Annotated in this window: 13 protein-coding genes; 1 reads left to right on the top strand and 12 read right to left on the bottom strand. The window is 45.0% G+C overall.

Annotated elements, in window-relative coordinates; all coding sequences use genetic code 11:
• Positions 1-91 precede the first annotated feature (91 nt).
• The 10 genes from JMX50_RS02780 to JMX50_RS02825 all read right to left on the bottom strand — a co-directional run bounded on the left by JMX50_RS02780 (position 92) and on the right by JMX50_RS02825 (position 15,821).
• A complete protein-coding gene (locus JMX50_RS02780; RefSeq protein WP_201628313.1) occupies positions 92-1,513 on the bottom strand; it encodes an FAD-dependent oxidoreductase in 1,422 nt (473 codons plus the stop codon).
• Between the two features lie 167 nt (positions 1,514-1,680).
• A complete protein-coding gene (gene gltB / locus JMX50_RS02785) occupies positions 1,681-6,144 on the bottom strand; it encodes a glutamate synthase large subunit (RefSeq protein WP_201628314.1) in 4,464 nt (1,487 codons plus the stop codon).
• Positions 6,145-7,131: 987 nt separating this feature from the next.
• Positions 7,132-8,304, bottom strand: coding sequence for a hypothetical protein (locus tag JMX50_RS02790; protein WP_227670870.1), 1,173 nt, complete (start codon positions 8,302-8,304; stop codon positions 7,132-7,134).
• A gap of 172 nt (positions 8,305-8,476) precedes the next feature.
• A complete protein-coding gene (gene aroB / locus JMX50_RS02795; RefSeq protein ID WP_201628315.1) occupies positions 8,477-9,655 on the bottom strand; it encodes a 3-dehydroquinate synthase in 1,179 nt (392 codons plus the stop codon).
• Positions 9,656-9,717: 62 nt separating this feature from the next.
• On the bottom strand, positions 9,718-10,281 hold the full coding sequence (gene aroK / locus JMX50_RS02800; RefSeq protein ID WP_201565531.1) for a shikimate kinase AroK: 564 nt from the start codon (positions 10,279-10,281) through the stop codon (positions 9,718-9,720).
• 164 nt (positions 10,282-10,445) lie between these two features.
• Entirely contained in the window at positions 10,446-12,818 is a 2,373-nt protein-coding gene (gene pilQ, locus JMX50_RS02805) for a type IV pilus secretin PilQ (protein WP_201628316.1), read from the bottom strand.
• Positions 12,819-12,845: 27 nt separating this feature from the next.
• A complete protein-coding gene (locus tag JMX50_RS02810) occupies positions 12,846-13,379 on the bottom strand; it encodes a pilus assembly protein PilP (RefSeq protein ID WP_201628317.1) in 534 nt (177 codons plus the stop codon).
• Positions 13,379-14,110, bottom strand: a complete 732-nt coding sequence (locus JMX50_RS02815) for a type 4a pilus biogenesis protein PilO (protein ID WP_201628318.1) — start codon at positions 14,108-14,110, stop codon at positions 13,379-13,381. Before JMX50_RS02815 ends, JMX50_RS02810 begins: the two co-directional genes overlap by 1 nt.
• Positions 14,107-14,766, bottom strand: a complete 660-nt coding sequence (locus tag JMX50_RS02820) for a PilN domain-containing protein (protein WP_201628319.1) — start codon at positions 14,764-14,766, stop codon at positions 14,107-14,109. The genes JMX50_RS02815 and JMX50_RS02820 overlap by 4 nt, the downstream gene beginning before the upstream one ends.
• Positions 14,766-15,821, bottom strand: coding sequence for a pilus assembly protein PilM (locus JMX50_RS02825; protein WP_201628320.1), 1,056 nt, complete (start codon positions 15,819-15,821; stop codon positions 14,766-14,768). Before JMX50_RS02825 ends, JMX50_RS02820 begins: the two co-directional genes overlap by 1 nt.
• A 192-nt stretch (positions 15,822-16,013) precedes the next feature.
• Between JMX50_RS02825 and JMX50_RS02830 the strand changes: the two genes are divergently transcribed.
• Positions 16,014-18,710 (top strand): penicillin-binding protein 1A, encoded by a 2,697-nt coding sequence (locus tag JMX50_RS02830; protein WP_201628321.1) that lies wholly within the window; start codon positions 16,014-16,016, stop codon positions 18,708-18,710.
• A gap of 150 nt (positions 18,711-18,860) precedes the next feature.
• Here the strand turns inward: JMX50_RS02830 and JMX50_RS02835 are convergent, their stop codons facing one another.
• Positions 18,861-19,388, bottom strand: coding sequence for a DUF6586 family protein (locus JMX50_RS02835; RefSeq protein WP_201628322.1), 528 nt, complete (start codon positions 19,386-19,388; stop codon positions 18,861-18,863).
• Between the two features lie 304 nt (positions 19,389-19,692).
• On the bottom strand, positions 19,693-23,913 hold the full coding sequence (rpoC, locus tag JMX50_RS02840; protein WP_201628323.1) for a DNA-directed RNA polymerase subunit beta': 4,221 nt from the start codon (positions 23,911-23,913) through the stop codon (positions 19,693-19,695).
• Positions 23,914-24,054 lie beyond the last annotated feature (141 nt).

Raw genomic sequence — 24,054 nt, forward strand, 5'->3', positions numbered from 1 at the left:
TGCTAGCACATAACAACAAAAAAGCACGCTAAGATAGTGCTTAGCTGAGAACGTCTGGCTAAGAGCATGTGGCTATTGCTAGAGCCAAATGCTACACCTCTAAGAAATCTAGAATGCCTTCCGCCGCTTCACGACCTTCCCAAATCGCTGTCACGACCAAATCAGAGCCGCGTACCATATCACCACCAGCAAAGATTTTGGGGTTACTGGTTTGAAATTTAAAGGTTTGTTTTTCGGCGGCTACGACCCGACCCGAGCTGTCCATCGAGATTTGCTGCCCTGCAAACCAATCAGCAGGGCTAGGACGGAAACCAAAGGCCAAAATAACCGCATCACATGGGATAATTTCTTCTGAATTGGGAATGGGCTCGGGGCGCTGGCGACCACGGTTGTCAGGCGCGCCTAGATGAGTGGTAATCACTTTGACCGCGTTCACTTTGCCATTTAAGCCAATGATTTCTGTCGGTTGACGATTGAATAAAAACTCAACACCCTCTTCGCGCGCATTGACCACTTCGCGGCGGGAGCCTGGCATATTTTCTTCATCGCGGCGATAAGCACAAACCACTTGCTGCGCCCCTTGACGAATACTGGTACGGTTACAATCCATCGCCGTATCACCGCCGCCTAGCACCACCACTTTTTTACCTTTTAAATCGATATATTCTTCTGGATTTTTCTCCCAGTCGTTGCAGCGATTGACATTGGCAATCAGGTAATCTAGCGCATCATAGACGCCCTCTAGCTCTTCACCAGCAAAGCCGCCACGCATATAGGTATAAGTACCCATACCCATAAATACCGCATCATACTCGCTTAGCAGCTCATCAATGCTGACATCAGTACCGATTTCTGTCTCTAAACGAAACTCCATGCCCATGCCTTCAAAGATGACACGGCGGTTGCGCATGACGTCTTTTTCCATCTTAAATTCTGGAATACCAAAGGTTAATAAGCCGCCAATTTCAGGGCGTTTATCAAAAATAACAGGCGTTACACCATTTCTAACTAAGATATCTGCGCAGCCCAAACCTGCTGGACCAGCGCCAATAATAGCGACTTTTTTGTCCGTCCAAATCACATCGGACATATCAGGACGCCAGCCAAGGGCAAAAGCGGTATCGTTAATATACTTCTCAACATTGCCAATAGTCACCGCGCCAAAGCCGTCGTTTAAGGTACAAGCGCCTTCACATAAGCGGTCTTGCGGGCAGACACGTCCACAAACCTCAGGCAAAGTATTGGTACGGTGGCACAATTCTGCCGCCTGAAATATCTGACCTTCACTCGCCAGTTTAAGCCAATTGGGAATGTAGTTATGTACCGGACATTTCCACTCACAGTACGGGTTACCGCATTCAAGGCAGCGATGCGATTGCTGCGCCACTGACTCGCTTTCAAATGGATGATAAATCTCTACGAACTCGGTTGAACGGGTAGCAATATCTTTTTTGGTGGGCTCAAGGCGTGGTACATCTAAAAACTGAAAACTATTTTCTAAGCGTTTTGCCATGGTATTGTCTCTTTTATATAGAGGTATTTTATAGTGGCTAACGACAGCCAATATCTGCAGCCTCAATGGGGCAAATTTACGGATACCGGCTGTCATTTACCTGCTTAAAATGTGCATTAAGGCTATGTATTAAAACTGCTCGTAAACCTCTTGCTGACTCATCCCGTTTATTGTGGATCAGCCGTCGTGGTCTTAAGCAAGGTCGCAACGTTCGCTGCTTTTGGTTTCACCAAATAGAACTTACGCGCATAATGCTCAAAGTCCGCTAAGATGGTCTGCCCCCACGCACTACCGGTTTTATCGACATGGGTTTCAATGACGTGTTGCAAGTAAATACGATGACCTTCCATTTGCTCACTCGAGATACGATTTAAATCAATCAGCTCATGATTACAGCGATCAAAAAAGTCGCCATCCATATCGAGTACATACGCAAAACCACCCGTCATACCGGCGCCAAAATTCAGACCCGTACGACCAAGGATAGTAATGATACCGCCGGTCATATACTCGCAGCAATGGTCGCCTGTGCCTTCGATGACCGCATGCGCGCCAGAGTTACGTACGCCAAAACGCTCGCCCGCCGTGCCAGCCGCATATAGCTTACCGCCCGTGGCACCATACAAACAGGTATTACCGATGATAGCAGTTTCTTGCGCATGAAAGCTTGAGTCTTTCGGCGGATAAATGACAATCTCACCGCCCGCCATGCCTTTACCGACATAGTCATTGGCATCGCCTTCAAGCTCAATATGTAAGCCGCCCGCATTCCAAACACCCAAACTTTGCCCTGCGGTGCCGTTTAGATGAAGCTTAATGGGCATATCACTCATGCCAATATTGCCCCATACCTGTGCAATCTCACCTGAAATACGCGCGCCGATAGAGCGATCACAGTTGCCGACGGCGTAGCTATAATCGCCGCCGTTCCCTTGACGAATATTGAGCAGCATATCGCTAATCATCTGCTCAGCAAGCAAGCCTTTATCAAACGGCTCATTACGCGCAACCTGACAGGTTTGCGCTTTGCCTGCACTTGCTGGATGGCTAAATAATAACGGCGTTAAATCCAAATGACGCTGCTTATCGGTATTGCCTTCTAGCACTTCAAGCAAATCGGTGCGTCCGACAAGCTCTTCCATACTGCGTACGCCTAATGCGGCAAGCCATTCACGCGTTTCGGTTGCGACAAATTTAAAGAAGTTAATGAGCATCTCAGCTTCACCGATGAAATACTCATCGCGGAGCTGGGCTTTTTGGGTGGCAACGCCGGTCGGACAGTTATTAAGATGGCAAATGCGCAAGTACTTACAACCAACCGCAATCATCGGCGTGGTACCAAAGCCAAAGCTTTCAGCCCCAAGAATTGCGGCTTTGACCACATCAAGACCGGTTTTTAGACCACCATCGGTTTGGATACGGACTTTATCACGCAAGCCATTAACACGTAGCGACTGATGAGTTTCAGCAAGCCCTAGCTCCCACGGCGAGCCAGCATGATGGATAGAGGATAGTGGCGATGCTGCGGTGCCGCCATCATAGCCTGAGATAGTAATTAAATCGGCATAGGCTTTTGCTACGCCCGTTGCAATCGTACCAACACCGGGACGCGAGACCAATTTGACCGAAACTAAAGCATCTGGATTGACTTGTTTTAAATCAAAAATCAGCTGCGCCAAATCTTCAATCGAATAAATATCATGATGCGGCGGCGGTGATATGAGCGTCACCCCCGGTACCGAATAACGCAGACGTGCGATTAACGCATTGACCTTACCGCCCGGCAGCTGACCACCTTCACCGGGTTTTGCGCCTTGGGCAACCTTAATCTGCATCACTTCTGCTGAACGCAGATAGGCCGGCGTCACGCCAAATCGACCAGAGGCAATTTGCTTGATTTTTGAATTACGCAGCGTGCCATAACGTACAGGATCTTCGCCGCCCTCACCAGAGTTTGAGCGCCCACCGATGGTATTCATCGCCATGGCAATCGCTTCATGAGCTTCGGGTGATAATGCCCCTAAAGACATGCCAGCTGAATCAAAGCGTGTCAGGATTTCCGAAATATCTTCGACCTCATTAACATCGATAGCGTTATCCGTCTTTAATTGCAACAAATCACGTAAGGTCGCTACAGGACGGCTATTGACCAAATCGGCATAATGACGATAATTATTATAATCGCCTGTCCGTACGGCGGTATGTAGACTGTTAATCACATCGGGATTAAAGGCATGGTATTCTTTATTAAAGACAAACTTCAGCAGGCCACCTTGATCGAGCGGCGCACGGCGTTTAAAGGCATTGGCAGCCAATTGTGCTTGGTCGGCAGCCAAATCGGCAAAAGTAGCGCCTTTAATACGGCTTTGCACGCCTTTAAAGCATAGGTTTACCACTTCTTCAGAGAGTCCAACCGCTTCAAATAATTGCGCGCCGCGATAAGAGACAATGGTCGAGATGCCCATTTTTGATAAGATTTTTAGCAAACCTTTATCCAAGCCTTTACGGAAATTTACCCGCGCTTGAATCGGATCGCCAAGCAGCTCACCAGTCGCTACCAAATCATCAATGACGTCATAAGCTAAATATGGATAAATACAGGTCGCACCAAAGCCAATCAATACCGCTACTTGATGCGAATCGCGCGCCAGTCCAGTCTCAATAATTAAATTGGCATCGGTACGAATACCTTGTGCTATCAGATAATGATGTACCGCACCGGTGACCATAATGGCATTGGCCGGCACTTTATCGGCAGTAATATTTTTATCAGATAAGACAATCAAAGTATGACCAGCACGGATGCTATTTGCCACTTGCTCACAGATAGCTTTAATAGCAGCTGATAACTGAAGATTGGCATCGTAGTTTAAATCGATACGCGCCATTTGGAACGCTGGATCAGCCAAAGTTTCGAGCTGCTGCATTTTACTGGCTGATAAAACTGGCGACGATAAGATAATACGATGGGCGTCGCGTGCTGATGGCGCAAACACATTGGTCTCAGCACCTAAGCAAGTCTGTAGCGACATCACGATGGACTCGCGCAATGGATCAATCGGTGGATTGGTCACCTGTGCAAACTGCTGGCGGAAAAAGTCGCCGACATGGCGAATTTGCTGTGACAGCACCGCCATAGGCGTATCATCACCCATCGAACCGACTGGCTCTTGACCATTTTCGGCATTAGGGCGAATGATTTCAGTGCGCTCTTCATTGGTGATGTGATACATTTTTTGCAATGCTTTTAGCGGCTCGCCGCGGCAGGCTTGTGCGGCTAACTCTTCTTCTAAGCGCTCATCATCACGGATACGGGTCGCTTCTTCACGTAGCCACTTACGATATGGATGGGCCTTTTTGAGTAACGTCGCAATGGCTTTGGTATCCATAATTTGACCGGTCATGGTATCGATCACCAGCATCTGACCGGGACCGACCCGACCTTTAGCGAGCACGTCTTTTGGCGCATAATCCCAAACGCCAACCTCAGATGCCACAGTGATATAGCCGTTCTTGGTCGTGACCCAACGCGATGGGCGCAGACCATTACGGTCAAGCATACAGACAGCATAACGACCATCTTGAATCACTAAACCTGCTGGGCCATCCCACGCCTCCATATGCTGCGAGTAAAACTCATAAAACGCGCGCAAATCCATATCCATGCTATCGACGTTTTGCCAAGCGGGTGGCACCAGAATCGACATCGAATGGAATAAACTCATACCGCCCGACATCAGTACTTCTAACATATTATCTAAGCTTGATGAATCCGAACCCGTGCTATTAACCAGTGGCGTTAGTTCATTTAAATTGGGCAATTTATCAGATTTTAATTTTGGCGTACGGGCTTCAGACCAGCTACGGTTGCCGGTGATGGTATTCAGCTCACCATTATGCGCCAAATAGCGAAACGGCTGCGCCAGTGGCCAACGCGGTAAGGTATTGGTCGAAAAACGCTGATGGAAGACCACAATATGCGAGGCCAAACGCGTATCTTGTAGGTCTAAAAAGAATGCTGGCAGGTCTGATGGCATGACCAAACCTTTATAAATAATCGTCTGAGAGTTTAATGAGCATACATAAAACAGCTCGTCATCAACCAAGCGTTGTTCAGCTTTTTTACGCGCGACAAATAACTTACGGTTAAAATCATCGGCGGCTAGCTCATCTGCTGCATTGACAAATACTTGCTGAAAACCGGGTAAGGTCTCACGACCAATCTCACCAACGATACTCAAATCAAGTGGCACATCCCGCCAACCAGCTACTTTCAAACCTTGGGCGCTAAGCTCTTCATTGAGCACCTGTCGGCTATACTGCGCTTTTGTCTCGTCTAAATTAACAAAGACCATACCTACTGCAAAATTGGCCGTCAGCGTAAACCCTTGCTCAGCTGCAATATTGCTAAAAAACACGCTTGGCGTCGCCAATAATAAACCGCAACCATCACCTGTCTTACCATCCGCAGCGACACCGCCGCGATGGGTCATACAACTTAAGCTGTGAATGGCTGTTTTTACCAAATCATGGCTGGCTTGGCCCTCAATATGAGCAATTAAACCAAAACCACAATTATCAGAGAAGTCATCTGGGGTCGCCAAATGCGTAGAGGAGGAAATCATTGACATAGCTTGTCCTTTTAAGTAAGCAGACAGCATATACATCTCAGATGATGTACAAACCAAACTCCGCAGGCAGAACGGGTATATATTCACATAAGCGGATTAATAAAACGCAGGCAGAGCAAATAGAGTAAAGATTCTAAAGGTGATAAAAATACTTACCACGATTCTCTTTACTCTTCTAATTACTATACAGTAATTGCAACCTTTACTTTAGGGTTGGCTACTAAAAGGACTGCATTCAGGAGATAAGATAAGATAAATGATCATCACCCTATCTATCCTTTTATCCTTAAAGCCCTTATACATCATTCACTATCGGTCTTTACAGGCTTGCGATCTTCTTTCAGCGGTTAAGGCGCCCAATGTGAGTCACATAAACCTTGGTAAATGCTGATATGCGTTAACCACTTCGATAGATAATGCGCCAAGAAAATGATGGGTAAAGTAGCTACTATCACTAGCCTAAACCGTCAAATTTGAATATCAGACGCTCTGTACTCAAGCGCCTTAATGACCCCAATTAGGGTAATAACGAGAGATTGTGCCACTTGCAATAAGCTTAATAGGGATAGCAAGTAGCAGCGCTTGAGACAACAACATAAGCGTAAGTGCTTGTATTTATAGCAAGCCTACTTACTAAATGCTGCGATGTTAGATCACGATTTACGATAACTATACAGAACGTTGCCCATAGTTATCTTAGTTAATGATTGACAAAAAATCTAGTCTTTTCTATGTCTTTATGTTCTCCATTTTGTAAAAAATTATATTATCAATGATGATGTTATTACTAACTTTCTCGACTGAGACCCCGTTTAAGCCGTTTATATATGCGCTTTTAGATAGTTTTCCATGCCTATGAGCCTTAATATTAAAACCTAATAACCATTGCATACATTCAAATATAATTTTTCTTACCAAAATCACAGGCACAAAAAAACCTACCAAACAGGATAGCTGGTAGGCTTTTCTAATAAACGCTCATTGAAATTAATTGCTTTTTTCTTCAATAAGCTCTTTTATGCTGTCATTGTTGTTCTTTGAGGCGTTGTTTTTTGAGGCATTGTTATTAGCACCGGCATTAACATTAGGATTTTTATTAGCCGCATTGGAATTGGCATTCTTATTAGCCGCATTGGAATTGGCGTTCTTATTAGCCGCATTGGAATTGGCGTTCTTATTAGCCGCATTACTGTTTGCATTCGCACTCGGCGGTTTAGGCGCTTCAACCACAGGTGGTTTTTTCGGTTCATTGTTGTTACTTGCTTCAGATTTTCGGCTATTATCTGCATTTTTTGGTGTTGGTGCAGTCGTTGTCTGCTCTTCGATACCGACCGTACGCTCTTCATTGACAGATAAGGTCTCAGAGGTATCGACTGACTGACGAATACTTTCAGCAGTGCTATTATTCGTCCCTTCTTGCGCGCCGCGATTGGCATTACTTGCTGCTTGCTCGTTGGCACTATCGTTAGCTGGTGCTTTCTGACGCACCGGCACTTCGCGTTTGGTTGGGCGCAAATTGACAGCGCGCGTGCGTTTGGTGCTTAAGTCCTTGACGGGATCAGGACGCTCATAATTATCAATAATACTGACGTAGCGATTAATCTCTTCTGGCAACACACGCACATTAGCAGGCAGCTTAAAGTCTATTAGTTTAGCCGCGCCGACCGCTTCTTGTGGACTGCTCATCAGCCCATAAGTCAACATATAGCGTACTTGATTGTTTTCATCAAGGTAGCGAAAATAAGCAAACTTCTCGCGATCTTCACGGCTTTCTAAATAGCTGACAATGACATCGTTTTCAGCGACATTCATCACCTGTACCGTCCACTTGCCTTTATTAGCCAGCAGATAACGCTTGTCTTTAAACTCATCGGGGTAGCTGCGCAAATCACGGACGGTGGCATCAAAACTAATCGGCTGCACATCGGTATCAAGCTCATGCAAGGATTCTATCTTTAACGGCTGCTCAAGCTCATCAGTTGAGGCTTGCGGCGCTGATATTGGCTCATTCTCGATTTTTGCGCCCATCGCTGGCGTTTGACTAAACATCCAAACTAAGGCGGTAAACACGCCCAATAGCAGTGTCGCTATCAGCCAAATCAGTGCTTGACGGCGATATTTCTGCCCAGCTGTGCGAGTCGTCGAGCGTGATGCTGCCATGGAGATGTCCTTGGGGAAAAATACTTATAAAGATAGTCTGATAAAAAGCCATTTATAACGCAATACTTATAAAGATGCAGTTAAAAAATTGTCACTTAATGATAAGGCCATAAATTAAAATCTTAACGTTATGATGAATAGTATTGACGCCTTTATTAACCTTTAACCACCTTTATGAGTGATGTTGTGACAATACTTCTGTTAACAGTCCAGCATCAAATTCATTGGTCAATACTGCCTCACCTAATGATTTTAACAAAATAAGGCGGATTTGTCCGTGTTTGACTTTTTTATCATGACCCATCAAACCTAATGCCGTCTGTACGTCAATAGCGGGTGGCGTGATAGGTAAATTTGCCAATACCAATACGCGCTTAATACGGGCAACGTCAGCACTCGTTAACCAACCAAGCTTTTGCGACAGCTCAGCTGCTTGTACCATGCCAGCCGCGACCGCCTCACCATGCAGCCAATTACCATAGCCTTCATGGGTTTCAATCACATGACCAAAGGTATGACCGAAGTTTAATAAGGCGCGCACACCGGACTCTCTTTCGTCTTGGGAGACGATATCGGCTTTGTACTGGCAGCAGCGCTTCACCGCTTCGCCAAGTACGGCTAAATCCAAAGCCCTCATCGCTGGTAGATTGTGCTCAAGCCAAGTCAAAAACTCTGCATCCATAATCAGCGCGTACTTAATGACTTCGGCCAATCCTGCTGATAGCTCACGTGCCGGCAAGGTTTTCAGCGTGCTCATATCAGCAAGCACCATTTGCGGCTGCCAAAATGCGCCAATCATGTTTTTACCTTGGGGGTGGTTGATGCCGGTCTTACCACCAACACTTGAATCCACTTGTGATAGCAAGGTGGTTGGAATTTGAATAAAATTGACCCCGCGCATAAAACTTGCGGCGGCAAAGCCTGTCATATCGCCGACCACCCCGCCACCAAGCGCGATTAGGGTCACATCACGGTTAAAGTGCTCGGCCATCAGCGCATCATAAATCTGATTGATACTGGTCTGGTTTTTATATTGTTCACCATCTGGGAGCACACAAACCTTGACGGTAAACTGCGCTTCAAGCTCCTCCTGTATAGCCTTTAAATATAAAGGCGCAACCGTCTCATTGGTGACGATAAGGACTTGACGACCTGTAATATAAGGAGCAATTTGGCTTGCCATGCTGCTTTTTTCAATGCTATTTCCAGCGCTGTTATTAGTAGTGTTTTCAGCAGTGTTACTAACAATGTTTTTAGGGTTGCTTGCATTACTATCTTCAGTAATGACGATAGGATAATCATGACTTTGCGTCTGTACTGTTAGGGTGGCATGAAACAGTGGCGTTGCCATGAAAATCTCCTTAAGTATGAGGATTGAATTAAATTGAGCGGCGTTGTTTATTAAACTTTTTCTTATTCATCTTCTTGATGTGCTGAGCTGATAGAAGTTGAGGCACAAAATGCGTCTAGTTGCTGCAATAACTGATTGACCATATGGCGAGGATAAGTATGACCGGTCGGCATGATAATATGCGCCACTTGCCGATATAAGGGGTCGCGGGCGCTGTATAAATCTTGCAATATTTTTCTAGGATTCGGTTGTTGTAACAATGGTCGCGACTTATCTTTGGCAGTACGCGCCATTTGCACGTCCACCGGAGCATTGAGATAGACGACGATGCCGCGCTCTTTAAGAAAGGCACGGTTTTCGGCCGCCATTACTGCGCCGCCGCCGGTCGCTAAGACGATTTGTGATTGCTGCGTCAGCTCATCGATGGCACGCGTCTCCCGTTCGCGAAAGCCCGCTTCGCCTTCTTTAGCGAATATCCAAGCAATATCTGCGCCGGTTTGTGACTCAATATACCAATCACTGTCTACAAACGAGCGCCCTAACTGCTTAGCCAGTAACCTGCCAATGGTGGTCTTGCCCGCTCCCATCGGCCCCACTAGAAATACCGACGGTAATTCCTCAACCATAATACGCACTCAGCTAAATTAGGTATGATACAACGTCATTGATATTCTGGCTAGTAATGCGCGTTGATTATTGTGAGTAAAATCCAAGCACACGCAAAAATTGGCCATAAAAAAAGCAAGCGCTGATGCTTGCTTTTTTTAGTTATAAAGACATTAAACGCTGATTAATTTAAACGGCTGATGCCATCATTGATCAATTTTGGCGTGACAAAGATGAGTAGCTCTTCTTTAGAGTTATTACGGACATCACGGCGGAAGGCACGACCGATATAAGGCAAGTCACCTAAGAAAGGTACTTTATCAACACCATTACTGCTACGATTTTTAAAGACACCGCCCAGTACAATGGTTTGACCGTCTTCAACAATGACATTGGTCGAGATTGAATCTTCAGCGATCGCTACCTGATTATTAATAATCGTTGGCGTGCCATTGGTAATAACAAGTTGCAAACCAATTTTACCATCAGGCGTAATATTTGGCGTCGCTTCCAGACTCAATGCCGCTTCTTTAAAGCTGGTCGTGGTCGCGCCACTGGCCGAGGCTTCTTGATAAGGAATTTGTGTACCAGAAGATACTTTTGCCGTTTGTTTATCAGCCGTCAAAATCTTTGGTGTCGAAATCACTTCACCGCGGTTATCAGCTTGTAGTGCTGATAGCTCAAGATCGAGCATCACATCTGACATGCTAAGTAGCCCAAAAGCAATACTACCCGCTGGGTTAGCAACACCTAAGTCAACGTTTAAGTTATCAGGGCGGCTGATGTCATATTTAGGATAAGAAACGGTTTGACCATTAACTGTCGTTGTTTCTACGTCAAAATCTTTTAAGTCCCATAGCGTCTGATTACTACCACCGACCAACAAGTTACGGTTATTGGCAGCGCCGTTTGACAAAATACCCCAACGCACGCCGATCTCTTTACTAAAGCTATCGGTAGCGCTAACAATACGCGCTTCAATCATTACTTGACGGACTGGAATATCAATTTTACCAATCAGCTTATGAATATTTTCAATGCTTTCAGCGACATCTTTGATAATCAAGGTATTGGTACGCTCATCAACCGTTACCGTACCACGGTTAGACAACAAGGTATTGTTATCAGTAGAATTTGTGTTGCCAGTACCGCTGCCACCTGATGAGCCACTACCCTGAGAGATAAGCGTCAAGACATCAGCCGCTTTAGCATAGCTTAAGCGAATGTATTCCGTGCGTAGCGGCGCATACGACTCAACCGCTTGCTGCGCTTCAAGCTCACGAGCTTCTTGTTCAGCAAGCTCAGTCGAAGGCGCAACCAAAATTACGTTGCCATTTTCACGCTTACCAAGATTTTTACTCTTTAGAATAATATCTAGCGCTTGATCCCAAGGTACATTAATCAGGCGCAAGGTGATATTACCCGCGACCGAATCACTAGCCACGATATTCATATCAGTAAACTGTGCCAAGATATCTAACACACTACGGATTTCGACGTCTTGGAATTCCATAGATAGCGCTTCACCGCTATATACTTTCTCTTCAAGCGTTGGCTCACGAAGTAGCTCAGGCTTGCGGATATTGATATTTAACTGGTTACCCGATTGATAAGCTTGATACTCATAATCTTCTTTAATATTGATGGTAATCACACCATTTTGACCTTGGTTTTTAGTATCAATACTATCAACCAGACCACTATTCACGTTTAAGCGACGTAATAAGTTTCTCGGAACGGTGCTGCCGGTTAAACGTACAACCAACTTATTACCTTGACGCTGGACGTCAACTGGAATGGCTTCGTTGGCAAGCGCAATACTGACATTACCGCCACCATCATTGCCTGCGGTAAAATTAACCGCCGTTAAACCGTCATAACTATACTGCTTACTCACTTGTGAGGCCGCAAGCTGTGGGCTTAGCAACGGATTGACGCGCACCACCATGGTATCAGCAGGTACTTGGGTTTTGTTTACTGTAGAGCTAGTAGCTGTGGTACGAATAGGCGCACTTGATTTGCTACTGGTCTCAACTATCGGTGTAACAACAGCAGTGGTAGTGATACCCGCATTGCCATTAAGCACGTCTTGCACAGGGTCATTGGTAACTACTTGATTAACCACTGGACGACTAGGGTCGCTAATCGTTAACAACAAATCATTGCCCTCAATAGCGGTGGTATAATTGCCCGCTTGTTTGAGCCCAACAATCAGACGGGTGGTATTGTCGCTATTTAGGGTAGTGACATCCTTGATCATACCGACGTTATATTCATTAAAACGACTGGCAAGTCCGTTTTGTACTTTTTCAAAATCCAATACCAAACGGCTCGGATTATCAAGCTGGTAGGCTGCAGGTAATACTGGTTTGCCGGCAAAGCCCAAACGCATTTGGGTAACGGCCGGTGCGGTCTGTACCACAGAGACGTTATTGATGCGCTGCTCAGCATGAGCACTGCTACTAACTGCTACCATACTCATTGCCAATGCAGAGATGGCAAACGTAGAAGATACGCGGTTGTTCATCGTCATTACCTTGTTATTGCGTACTGTCATTATGTATTCCTCAAAAAATCTGCCGACTTAGCTTATAGGGGAGACCAGCGACTGGGGTTTTTCTACAAACCCAGCGCGGCTGTCTGGCACAATTTCAATCAAGTTAATCTGGGTCGGCGTGATTTCAACAATACGGCCGTCATTTAATCCAAGATAATTACCGACTCTAACGCTCGCAACTGAACCATCGGGGCGCTGTACTAAGGCATATTGCTGACCTTCAGGGGAAATAACGACACCGCGAAAGACGAGTTGCGATAGCTCATATTGCTCAAGCGGTTCTTTTACTCGGGTGATATCAGGGCGCACGCCATCGATAGAGGTAGCAGGGCCTTGAACGTTCACTAAGCTTGGTGGCAAAAATGGACTACGCTGCGCACTGGCACTATAGACAAAATCTTCTACCAGCTCAGCCTTAGGCGGCGGTTCAATCGGCTGCGCTGGCTGGTTACGAATATCAGCCATCGCCTGCTCTGCCATGCCAATACGGTCAGTACAACCCATTATTGACAAAACAGTGGCGCTTAAAATAAGCAGCATGGGCAGTTTTTGGATATTCATTAGTTGCCTCCTGCAGCATCAGGCGTAGCAGCATCAGGCGTGACAGCTTCATCACCTTCAGGAGCCGCTTCTTTTGAGCGATACGTTTTGGTTTGTAGCACCAGATTGAGCTCAGGTAAAACATCCAAAGTTGGCTGCGGATTACTGACTTCAAAATCATGCATCGTAATAATACGCGGCAAAGCAGCAAGCCCGCTGATAAAGCTACCAAACTGATGGTATTCACCTAAAGCGGCAATACGAATAGGCTGCTCAATAAAGAACTCATTTTCAATCTCAGGCTCTACTGAAATATCTTGGAAACGGATATTACTGCCAACGCCCGTCATATTGATACCTTCGACCAATTCTGATACACGGGTATCTTTGGGTAGCTGATCAAGTAAGGTATTGAACTCCGCTTCCATTTGAATCACTTGCGCTTGATAGGTCTTTAGATGGCGCGCCCGCGATTCTTTTTCACGGTAGCTATCCAGTAAGGTTTGCTGTTGACTTTCAGCAGCAGTAATCTCATCAATTTTACTGCTAATCGGCAATGCCCATGACAACGCAGCGATTAAGGCAATAATAAATCCAATCACGGTGACTTTGACAGGAATAGGCCAACTGCCATAGTTCTCAGCATCCAATGACTCAAAGCTGCGGCGGAATTCATTCAAATCAAACGGCTTTTTAGCACTAACCGCCGTCTTTTTGGTTTTAATGAGGCTTTTTTTACGGTTCAGTTTCATAACTCACCTCCAAGCACAGCATTACCATCCGCATCAGTAGCTTCAATCGTTTCTGACTGTACTTTGGTCGTTACCACAAACTGAACATAACTGTCTTCAGGATAAATAGGACGCGGCTGTTCACCAGCAGTGACCGTATTATTAAGCGCTGGAGCAGATTCATAAGCAGTGATATTTTGCTGAATATTACTCACTGCTGAATTGCCCATCCATTTGCTACTATCAAGGTTACGAATTAAGCTAGAGACAATATTTGGATTGTCAGCAAGACCGGTTAAAGTAAGCACATCACCTTCGCGTTTTAAGTTATTTAAATAAAGCGCTGGCGGCATCGCCTTGGCAAGATCATCCCATAACCGTACAGGAACCGGACGTCGACCTTGCAAATCTTGGATAACCTGCATGCGTGAGACGATGTCATCACGGCGCTGCTCTAAGCTATCAATCTCTACCAAGGCTTTATCTAGGCGCGCATTTTCTTGTTCAATCAGTGCATTGGCATCTAACTGTTCATCGAGTTCATTGTTAAAATAACTCCATGACGCGAATGCCGCCAATAGAGCCAGCAAAGTAACGGCCACCACCAAAGTGATAAATTCTTTATTGCGGCGTTCGCGCTCTTCTTGCCGCCAGGGCAATAAGTTAATACGAGCCATTAGTCGAAGCTCCTTAACGCAAGACCGCAAGCGGCCATTAAGCTGGGTGCATCAAGCGCCAATTGCTCATTATCGATATGTGGAGCAATGGTCATATTGATGAACGGATTTGCCATACTCACAGGCACGCCCAATCTTTGCTGTGCCATGCCAGCAAGTCCTGCAATAGAACTACTGCCACCTGCAAGCACCAGATGATCAATACTGGTATATTGACTAGAAGAGAAGTAGAATTGTAGAGAACGAGTAATCTGTTGAATGGTATTTTCTATAAATGGTGTTAATACGTCGGGATAGTAATCGTCTGGCAAAGTACGTTCGCGTTTACTAATCGTTGCTTCTTCAGCGGATAATCCGTATCGATTTTGTATCGCTTCGGTAAGCTGAGTACCACCAAATAATTGTTCACGACTATATATAAACTCGCCATTTTTAGCAATATATAATGTGGTTTGATTATGACCAATATCGACGACAGCCACCAAATCTGGTACGTTTGGCAGGCCATCTGCCATCAAACCAAAGGCACGCTCAATTGCATGTGATTCGATATCCATTACTTTGGTTTGCAAGCCACCAAAGGTCAGCGCATCCACTCTTTGGTCAACATTTTCCGACCGTGACGCTGCCAATAGTACCTGCACCATATTGTCATTAACCAAAGAGGGACCCAATACCTCAAAATCCAAATTAACATCTTCTAATGGATAAGGTACGTATTGATCAGCATCCAAGCGGATTTGCGCTTCACGCTCAACGTCGTTAAGCACCATATCCATATCGATGATTTTGGTAATCACGGCTGAGCCTGAAACTGCAGTAGCGGCGTTGCTACCGGCAGCTTGGCAACGTCGCGCCAAGCTTGCTATTGTGTTACCCACCGCTTCGGTGTCTACAATGAGTTTGTCGACGACTACGCCTTCCGGCAACCTTTCTATGCCGTAAGATTTTAGGTGAAATATGCCCTGTTGACGCTGTATGTCAACCAACTTCACTGAGGTGGTGCAAATATCCACGCCAATCAAATGTCGACTCTTAGAAGTAAATAGCCTCACAAACTCTATACCTTATGTTAAGTGTACAATCTGATAGTTATTTGTAATAATTTAGTACAATACTTTACTTAACAGATAGATTCAAGCATTTAAATTACTTATTAAGCAACACTTACACATTTATTATTACTTGCCTATTTTGTTCAAGGTATAATGCCCTATCTATTGAAACTTTAATTGATAAGTCTTCTTATGACCAAAAAAAATGCTACCGCTCGTCTCATTCACTTTTTGGTGGGGCTTTTCATTGCCTGCTTAGCGTTAGCGCTAATCTTAGCACTTGCCGTACCTATTGGCTTTTACGGTATGGCAATGTATTTATCGCCAACCTTGCCAAGCATTCAAGAGATTAAAACGGCCAATCTAGAGATGCCGCTACAGATATATAGTAGTGACGACAAACTGATTGGTCAGTACGGCAATCGTTTATCGCTACCGGTTACGTTTGAAGAGATCCCTAAAGGCTTAACGCAGGCTTTTTTAGCAGCAGAAGATGCGTCATTTTTTCAACATAGCGGCATTAGTATTAAAGGTCTTGGTCGCGCTGTGACCGAAGTGGTCACCGATGATGAGAGTCAAACGGGCGGCTCTACTATTACCATGCAGGTTGCCAAAAACTATTTCTTAAGCTCAGAGCGTACTCTAAATCGCAAGCTGACAGAGCTGTTTTTAGCCCGTAAAATCGAAGACGAGCTGAGCAAAAATGACATTCTTACCTTATATGTCAATAAAATATATTTAGGCGAAGGCGCTTATGGTATTCGCGCCGCTGCGAAAAAATATTATAGTAAATCTCTAGAAAACCTCACCGTTGCCGAAATGGCTATGCTCGCAGGTCTGCCAAAAGCCCCTTCTAAATATAACCCGGTTGCCAATCCAAGTCGCGCCCTCACCCGCCGCAACTGGATTATTGGACGCATGCATGAATTGGGCTATATTAATAAGGCTCAGCACGACGAAGCCATTAACGCCCCAATTGGTATCAATCTTTATCAAGAAAAACTTGACGTCAATATGCCGTATTTGGCAGAGATGACGCGTTCTGCCTTGGTCAACCGCTATGGTGAGCAAGTGATGCATGGTGGCTGGCGCGTGCGTTTGACTGTTGATAGCGAAGCACAAAAAGCAGCAGAATCAGCGATACTAACAGGTTTGGTGGCTTATGAGCACCGTCATGGCTGGCGCGGCGCTGAAGCAAATGGCGAACCGCTGGAAAAATTCCGTCGTTATAGCAATATGTCTCCAGCCAAAGTGACCAAGGTCAATTCTCGCAGTTTTGAAGCAACCATGCCCTCTGGTGAGAATGTAACGGTTAACTGGTCTGGTATGAGCTGGGCGCGCAAATATATATCTGCCGATCGCATCGGCTACTTTCCGAGTAATGCCAGTCAGATTGTCAGCAAAAATGATATTGTGCGCCTGATACCGACGACCAATGGCAATTGGCAATTGGGACAAATACCTGAAGTACAGGGTAGTTTGGTTTCTCTAAATCCTGAAACGGGTGCCGTTCGAGCGTTGGTAGGTGGATTTGACTTTAACCATAGTAAATTCAACCGCGCGCTACAAGGCTGGCGTCAACCAGGTTCGACGATTAAGCCACTGGTTTATACCACTGCTTTAGAAAAAGGCTATCGTCCAGACAGTATTGTCTCGGACCGCCCTATTCAAGTAGGTGACTGGAAACCTAAGAATTCCGACCAACGTTTTTTAGGTGATATCACCTTACGCCGTGGGCTTTATCTATCTCGTAACTTAGTCTCTATTCGTTTGCTGCAAGCAATTGGTATCTCTGATGCGCGCAATTTGTTAGACGAATTTGGCCTTGATAAAGAAAAGCTACCTACAACTTTGTCTTTAGCATTGGGCGCCGGTCAGGCAACGCCATTACAAATGGCCACGGCTTATGCCACCTTTGCTAATGGCGGACATCGTATCCAGCCTTATTTTATCGAACAAATTTATAACTATGATAATAAGCTGCTGTTTCAAGCCAACCCGCAGCAAGCTTGCGCCTTATGCTTTAATGAGCAGCTTGACGCTGTCAATAAAAAGCTTATCAAAGATTATGAAGCAAAAATAGAAGCAGAGAATAAAGCAGCTGCTGCTAAAGATGAAAATGTTAGTGCTAAAGACAAAGCGACAGATAAAAAAGACGCTGAGCTAAAAGCAGACAGTAACGACAAGATAGCAAAAGATGATAAAGCGCTTGATTTAGATGTTTATGATGCAAGCCCATATTCAGATCGCCTAAAAGCGCCGGTGGTACAGTACGTACGTGCTGAACAAGCACCGCGTATTTTAAAACCTAGAGTTGCTTTTGAGATGGCAGATATCTTACGCGATGTTGTCCAGCGCGGTACGGCTGTGAAAGCAAGAGCCTTAGGACGTGATGATATTGGCGGTAAGACCGGAACCACGAATGAAGCGAAAGATGCTTGGTTTGCAGGGTTTCATCCTACCAATGCCACGGTTGTATGGATGGGCTTTGATCAGCCATCAACGCTGGGTCGCCGCGAGTATGGCGGCGTAGCAGCGCTGCCGGTTTGGATGGACTTTATGAAAGTCCAATTAAAAGACACCCCTCATCAATGGGTTTCTATTAATAACCGTGCCAAATCAAAAAAGCAAAAGCAGAGCATTATAGAAATGATGGATGAAGGTGCTGCCGAGCTTGAAGACGATACTGCCGATGAGGGTAAATCAGCAAAACCCGTTAAGACCACCACTCAGCAACGTAAGCCCCCTGCTCCTGAACCAATTGAAGAGCAAATTCAAAATCGACCAGCTCCTGAGAAACCGAAGCCAAGTCGTACTGACGACAACAATCCTCAAAACAAACCTTTATCAGCAACGCCAGTTGCGCGTATGCCGCCGATGCCAGAATAAATAAACCACTATTCTGGTTAACAGTCTCATAAAAAAGGTCTTGCACAGTCTCCTGCGCCAGACCTTTTTTTGCACTTTTAGAGCCTGTATTTGAAGTTAAGGCGAATTTGTAAGCTTAAAGCGAGTTAATGAAAAAAGCTGATGATGATATTAAAACTCTACCATACCAGCACGTAGCTGCTCAATCAGCTCCGCAAACTGCTGACGCCATTCACGTATGGTTGCTTCGTCTGGCAACCACTGATTCGATAACGTTACAACATTTACAATCAAATCGGGTGCTTCTTTTATCTCACTACCCGTCTGCTCATCGATAACATTATCAGGCAATACCGCATATAAACAGCGCTGATAAGCATGCTCTATATTGGCTAAAAAACCTTGTTGCTGTAATTGTTGTAAGCGCTGCACTTCAGGCGAAACTTGGGTACGGGCGCTTAGTGCTTCTTCAATATCTGCTAAGGTTGGCGCTGTCATACTTAAACCATAAAAATGCCCAAGTTCTTGTACAAAAGCAAGATATGTCCCGTATAGGTGAAAAATGGCCGTTTCACAATGGGCTTGATAGAGCTGTTTATCGTTAGTATTAGCTGCCGCCTGACAAGCCAAACGACAAAAATACAGCTTTTGATTGGTACGGTCAGCTTGGTATTTGGCAACGCGAGTCTTACCTGCCATGCGCCTATCCTTGTTATTTAGTGAATGATTTGTTTAATAGGTATTACGATTATAATAATAGGTCTTTTAAACAGCTTTTACGTGAATAAGTAAAATTGCTTAATAAGCTTTGTTTTGCGATTAAGATATTTATTTAGAAGCATATATTTAGAAGCATTTAAAAAACCATCTATATAGCAGTGTACTATTTTCTGAAGTCACATTCTAAACAAATAATTTACCTGATTTATTTTCTTTAAGCCACAAAAAAGCCAGCAACTTAGGCTGGCTTTTTTATTGAGAAAATAACTAAGCGTTATTTAGATTAGTGATTGCCTTGGTTAAGCTCTTGGGCAAACGCTTCATCAAAGCTTGCAAAGTCTTTGCTATCAGTGCTGGCTGTCATATCAAACGCTGCATTCAAGTCTTTATCTTGCAATTTTTGCTCCGCTTTTTCTTTACGGGCTTTATGATAAGCAAGACCAGTACCGGCAGGAATCAAGCGACCAACAACAACGTTTTCTTTCAGACCACGTAGCTCATCCACTTTACCAGTTACGGCAGCCGCAGTTAGAACACGAGTGGTTTCCTGGAACGACGCTGCTGAGATAAAGCTTTCTGTTGCCAGACTTGCTTTGGTAATACCAAGTAATTGACGCTCATACTGTACTGGGAATTTATCTTCCGCTTCCAGTTTAGCATTCAAGGCTTTGATATCAGCATATTCGACCTGATCGCCTTTAAAGTGGTTTGAATCGCCGCCGTCCGTTACTTCAACTTTACGCAGCATCTGACGAATGATAACTTCGATATGCTTATCGTTGATTTTTACGCCCTGCAAGCGGTATACGTCCTGTACTTCGTTAACGATATAGTCAGCAAGCGCAGTTTGTCCTTTCAGACGTAGGATATCGTGCGGGTTTTGTGGACCATCAGCGATAACCTCACCACGAGCAACCGTCTCGTTTTCGAAGACGTTGATTTGACGCCATTTCGGGATCAGCTCTTCATGAATCTCACCATCTTCATTGGTGATAATGAAGCGGTTTTTACCTTTGGTTTCTTTACCGAAGCTGACTACACCCGACATCTCTGCCATGATGGCATGATCTTTCGGACGACGTGCTTCAAATAAGTCAGCAACACGTGGTAGACCACCGGTAATATCTTTAGTACCTGATGATGCTTGCGGTACACGACCTAGGATCGAACCGGCTGCTACTTTTTCACCGTCGCTAACGCGAATGATGGTTTCAGCTGGTAAGAAGTAAACCACTTCTTTACCTTCGTCAGTGTTCAAGATAATCGCCGGACGTAAGTCTTTGGCTGAGCTTGAACGGTCACGAGTCGCTAGAATTTCAAACGAGCTCATACCGGTTGCATCATCAACTTTTACCGTCGCTGTCATACCATCAGTGATGTCACTGAAGCGTGCAGTACCAGCAAATTCTGTGATAATTGGATGCGTGTGCGGATCCCATTTAGCGATAGTCTGACCGCCTTCAACCTGCTCTTCGTTTTTCACAAGCACGCTTGAACCATAAGGAACTTTATAGCGCTCACGCTCACGGCCAAGCTCATCAGTCAATGCCAGTTCAGCTGAACGCGACACGATAACCAAGTGACCATCGGTATGTTGCACTGTTTTCATGTTCTCAAAGTGCACTTGACCAGCATTACGTGCTGAGATGCTGTTATCCACAGAAGCTGAACTTGCTGCCCCACCAACGTGGAAAGTACGCATCGTTAACTGAGTACCAGGTTCACCGATAGACTGGGCTGCCATAACACCGACTGACTCGCCGATATTGACTTTATGACCACGGGCAAGGTCACGACCATAACACTGTGAACAAACGCCATGTTCGATATCACAAGTAATAACCGAACGTACCCAGATATCATCAATCGCGTTATTATCAAGCACATTTACCCAATGCTCATCGATCAAGGTACCCGCTGGAATCAATACTTTATCAGCATCATCGTTATACGTTACATCACGAGCGGTCACACGACCAAGTACTAGCTCACCGAGCTTCTCAATGATCTCACCACCTTGAATATGCGGCTTCATGAGCAAGCCTTGCTCAGTACCACAGTCTTCGCTGGTAATAACCAAATCTTGTGCCACGTCAACCAAACGACGTGTCAAGTAACCCGAGTTAGCAGTTTTCAGTGCGGTATCCGCAAGACCTTTACGGGCACCATGCGTTGAGATAAAGTACTGAAGTACGGTCAAACCTTCACGGAAGTTGGCTTTAATCGGCGTCTCAATGATTGAGCCATCCGGTTTTGCCATCAAACCACGCATACCTGCCAACTGACGAATCTGTGCCGCACTACCACGAGCACCAGAATCTGACATGATAAAGATAGAGTTAAATGACTTCTGCTCTTCTTCTTCACCTTTAGCATTTAAGATTTTATCAGTCGCTAAGTTGTCCATCATCGCTTTAGCGACTTTATCGTTGGTACGTGACCAGATATCGACAACTTTGTTATAACGCTCACCCGCAGTCACAAAACCTTGCTCGAATTGGTCTTCAATCTCGCGAACTTCCGCTTCTGCGGTTTCAATGATTTGTACTTTGCTTGGCGGAATGACCATATCATCGATACCGATAGACACGCCAGACAGTGTTGCTTGAGCAAAACCAAGGTACATCAATTGGTCAGCAAACATAACACTTTCTTTCACGCCAACTTTACGGTAGCAAGAGTTGATCAATTTAGAGATGTTTTTCTTCGTCATCTCTTCGTTACACTCATCGAACGACATACCTTTAGGCATGATGTTCCAGATAAGTAGACGACCAGCGACGGTATCTTGTAACTTGACTTCTTTAGTCTCATTACCTTCTTCGTCGACATGAGTTTCAGTCACACGTACTTTAATCTTGGCGTTTACATGCAAATCGTTTGAACCAATCGCACGCAATGCTTCATTAACGGTGGCAAAAATCATGCCCTCGCCTTTAGAATTGATTGACGAACGGCTGATGTAGTACAGACCCAATACAACGTCTTGTGATGGTACGATGATTGGATCACCGTTAGCAGGCGACAAGATGTTGTTGGTCGACATCATTAATGCACGTGATTCAAGCTGTGCTTCTAGGGTCAATGGCACGTGAACGGCCATTTGGTCACCATCAAAGTCGGCGTTGAACGCGGTACAGACTAGAGGATGCAGCTGGATGGCTTTACCTTCAATCAATACTGGCTCAAATGCTTGTAGACCCAAACGGTGAAGCGTTGGCGCACGGTTCAAGAGTACTGGATGCTCACGGATAACCATGGCCAGCATATCCCACACTTGTGGCTCTTCACGCTCTACCATCTTTTTGGCAGCTTTAATCGTCGTTGCTAAACCATGAGACAATAATTTGTTATAGGTAAATGGCTTAAACAATTCAAGTGCCATTTTCTTCGGTAGACCACACTGATGTAGACGTAGCGTAGGACCAACAACAATCACCGAACGACCAGAGTAGTCAACACGCTTACCAAGTAAGTTTTGACGGAAACGACCTTGCTTACCTTTGATCATATCTGCCAAAGATTTCAATGGACGCTTGTTACTACCGGTAATCGCACGACCGCGACGACCGTTATCAAGCAAGGCATCGACTGATTCTTGCAACATACGTTTTTCGTTACGTACGATGATATCAGGGGCGCTTAGCTCTAATAGACGCTTTAGACGGTTGTTACGGTTAATCACGCGGCGATATAAATCGTTTAGATCTGAGGTCGCAAAACGGCCGCCTTCTAGTGGTACTAGAGGACGCAAATCTGGTGGTAGTACTGGTAAGATATTCATTACCATCCACTCAGGCTTGTTATGAGAATCACGGAATGCTTCTAATAACTTAAGACGCTTAGACATCTTTTTAAGCTTGGTTTCAGAACCGGTTTGCGGAATTGCTTCACGCAACTCATCAATCTCGATATCTAAATCGATGTCTTTTAATAGGTCTTGAACGGCTTCAGCACCCATTTTGGCAGTGAACTCATCGCCAAACTCTTCAAGCGCTTTATAATAATCTTCATCATCAAGCAGCTGATACTTTTCTAAAGAAGTCAGACCTGGCTCGGTTACGATATAGCTTTCAAAATATAGGACGCGTTCGATATCACGAAGCGTCATGTCTAGCAATAGACCGATACGGCTTGGTAATGATTTTAAGAACCAAATATGCGCAACAGGGCTCGCAAGATCAATATGACCCATGCGATCGCGACGTACTTTAGCAGTTGTGACTTCAACGCCACATTTTTCACAAATAACGCCTTGGAACTTACGGCGCTTGTACTTACCACATAAACACTCAAAGTCTTTTACTGGACCAAAGATTTTGGCACAGAACAGACCATCACGCTCAGGCTTAAACGTACGATAGTTAATCGTTTCTGGTTTTTTAACTTCACCATGTGACCATGATTTGATCACGTCAGGTGAAGCTAAGGTAATTTGAATACTATCAAACTCTTGGTTACCGTTGCCGGTAGGGCTTTGCATGATATCGAGTAAATCTTTCAAGTTGCTTCTCCGTTATCTTTATAATCATCTGACAGCGTGCTAGGAGCGCGGCTAAGATGAATGAAGGCAATGAATAGGGTTGAGACAAATCACTAAAAGCAGCAGCTATGCGCGTACTGCTTCTAGATTGACCACTAAGGA

Origin of the sequence: Psychrobacter maritimus (genome assembly GCF_904846345.1) — a bacterium.
Taxonomy (GTDB): domain Bacteria; phylum Pseudomonadota; class Gammaproteobacteria; order Pseudomonadales; family Moraxellaceae; genus Psychrobacter; species Psychrobacter maritimus.

What these genes read in the sequence shown, in the direction of transcription:
- JMX50_RS02780 (WP_201628313.1), bottom strand. Translation starts at nt 1,513, where the DNA reads ATGGCAAAACGCTTAGAAAATAGTTTTCAGTTTTTAGATGTACCACGC.
- gltB (WP_201628314.1), bottom strand. Translation starts at nt 6,144, where the DNA reads ATGTCAATGATTTCCTCCTCTACGCATTTGGCGACCCCAGATGACTTC.
- JMX50_RS02790 (WP_227670870.1), bottom strand. Translation starts at nt 8,304, where the DNA reads ATGGCAGCATCACGCTCGACGACTCGCACAGCTGGGCAGAAATATCGC.
- aroB (WP_201628315.1), bottom strand. Translation starts at nt 9,655, where the DNA reads ATGGCAACGCCACTGTTTCATGCCACCCTAACAGTACAGACGCAAAGT.
- aroK (WP_201565531.1), bottom strand. Translation starts at nt 10,281, where the DNA reads ATGGTTGAGGAATTACCGTCGGTATTTCTAGTGGGGCCGATGGGAGCG.
- pilQ (WP_201628316.1), bottom strand. Translation starts at nt 12,818, where the DNA reads ATGACAGTACGCAATAACAAGGTAATGACGATGAACAACCGCGTATCT.
- JMX50_RS02810 (WP_201628317.1), bottom strand. Translation starts at nt 13,379, where the DNA reads ATGAATATCCAAAAACTGCCCATGCTGCTTATTTTAAGCGCCACTGTT.
- JMX50_RS02815 (WP_201628318.1), bottom strand. Translation starts at nt 14,110, where the DNA reads ATGAAACTGAACCGTAAAAAAAGCCTCATTAAAACCAAAAAGACGGCG.
- JMX50_RS02820 (WP_201628319.1), bottom strand. Translation starts at nt 14,766, where the DNA reads ATGGCTCGTATTAACTTATTGCCCTGGCGGCAAGAAGAGCGCGAACGC.
- JMX50_RS02830 (WP_201628321.1), top strand. Translation starts at nt 16,014, where the DNA reads ATGACCAAAAAAAATGCTACCGCTCGTCTCATTCACTTTTTGGTGGGG.
- JMX50_RS02835 (WP_201628322.1), bottom strand. Translation starts at nt 19,388, where the DNA reads ATGGCAGGTAAGACTCGCGTTGCCAAATACCAAGCTGACCGTACCAAT.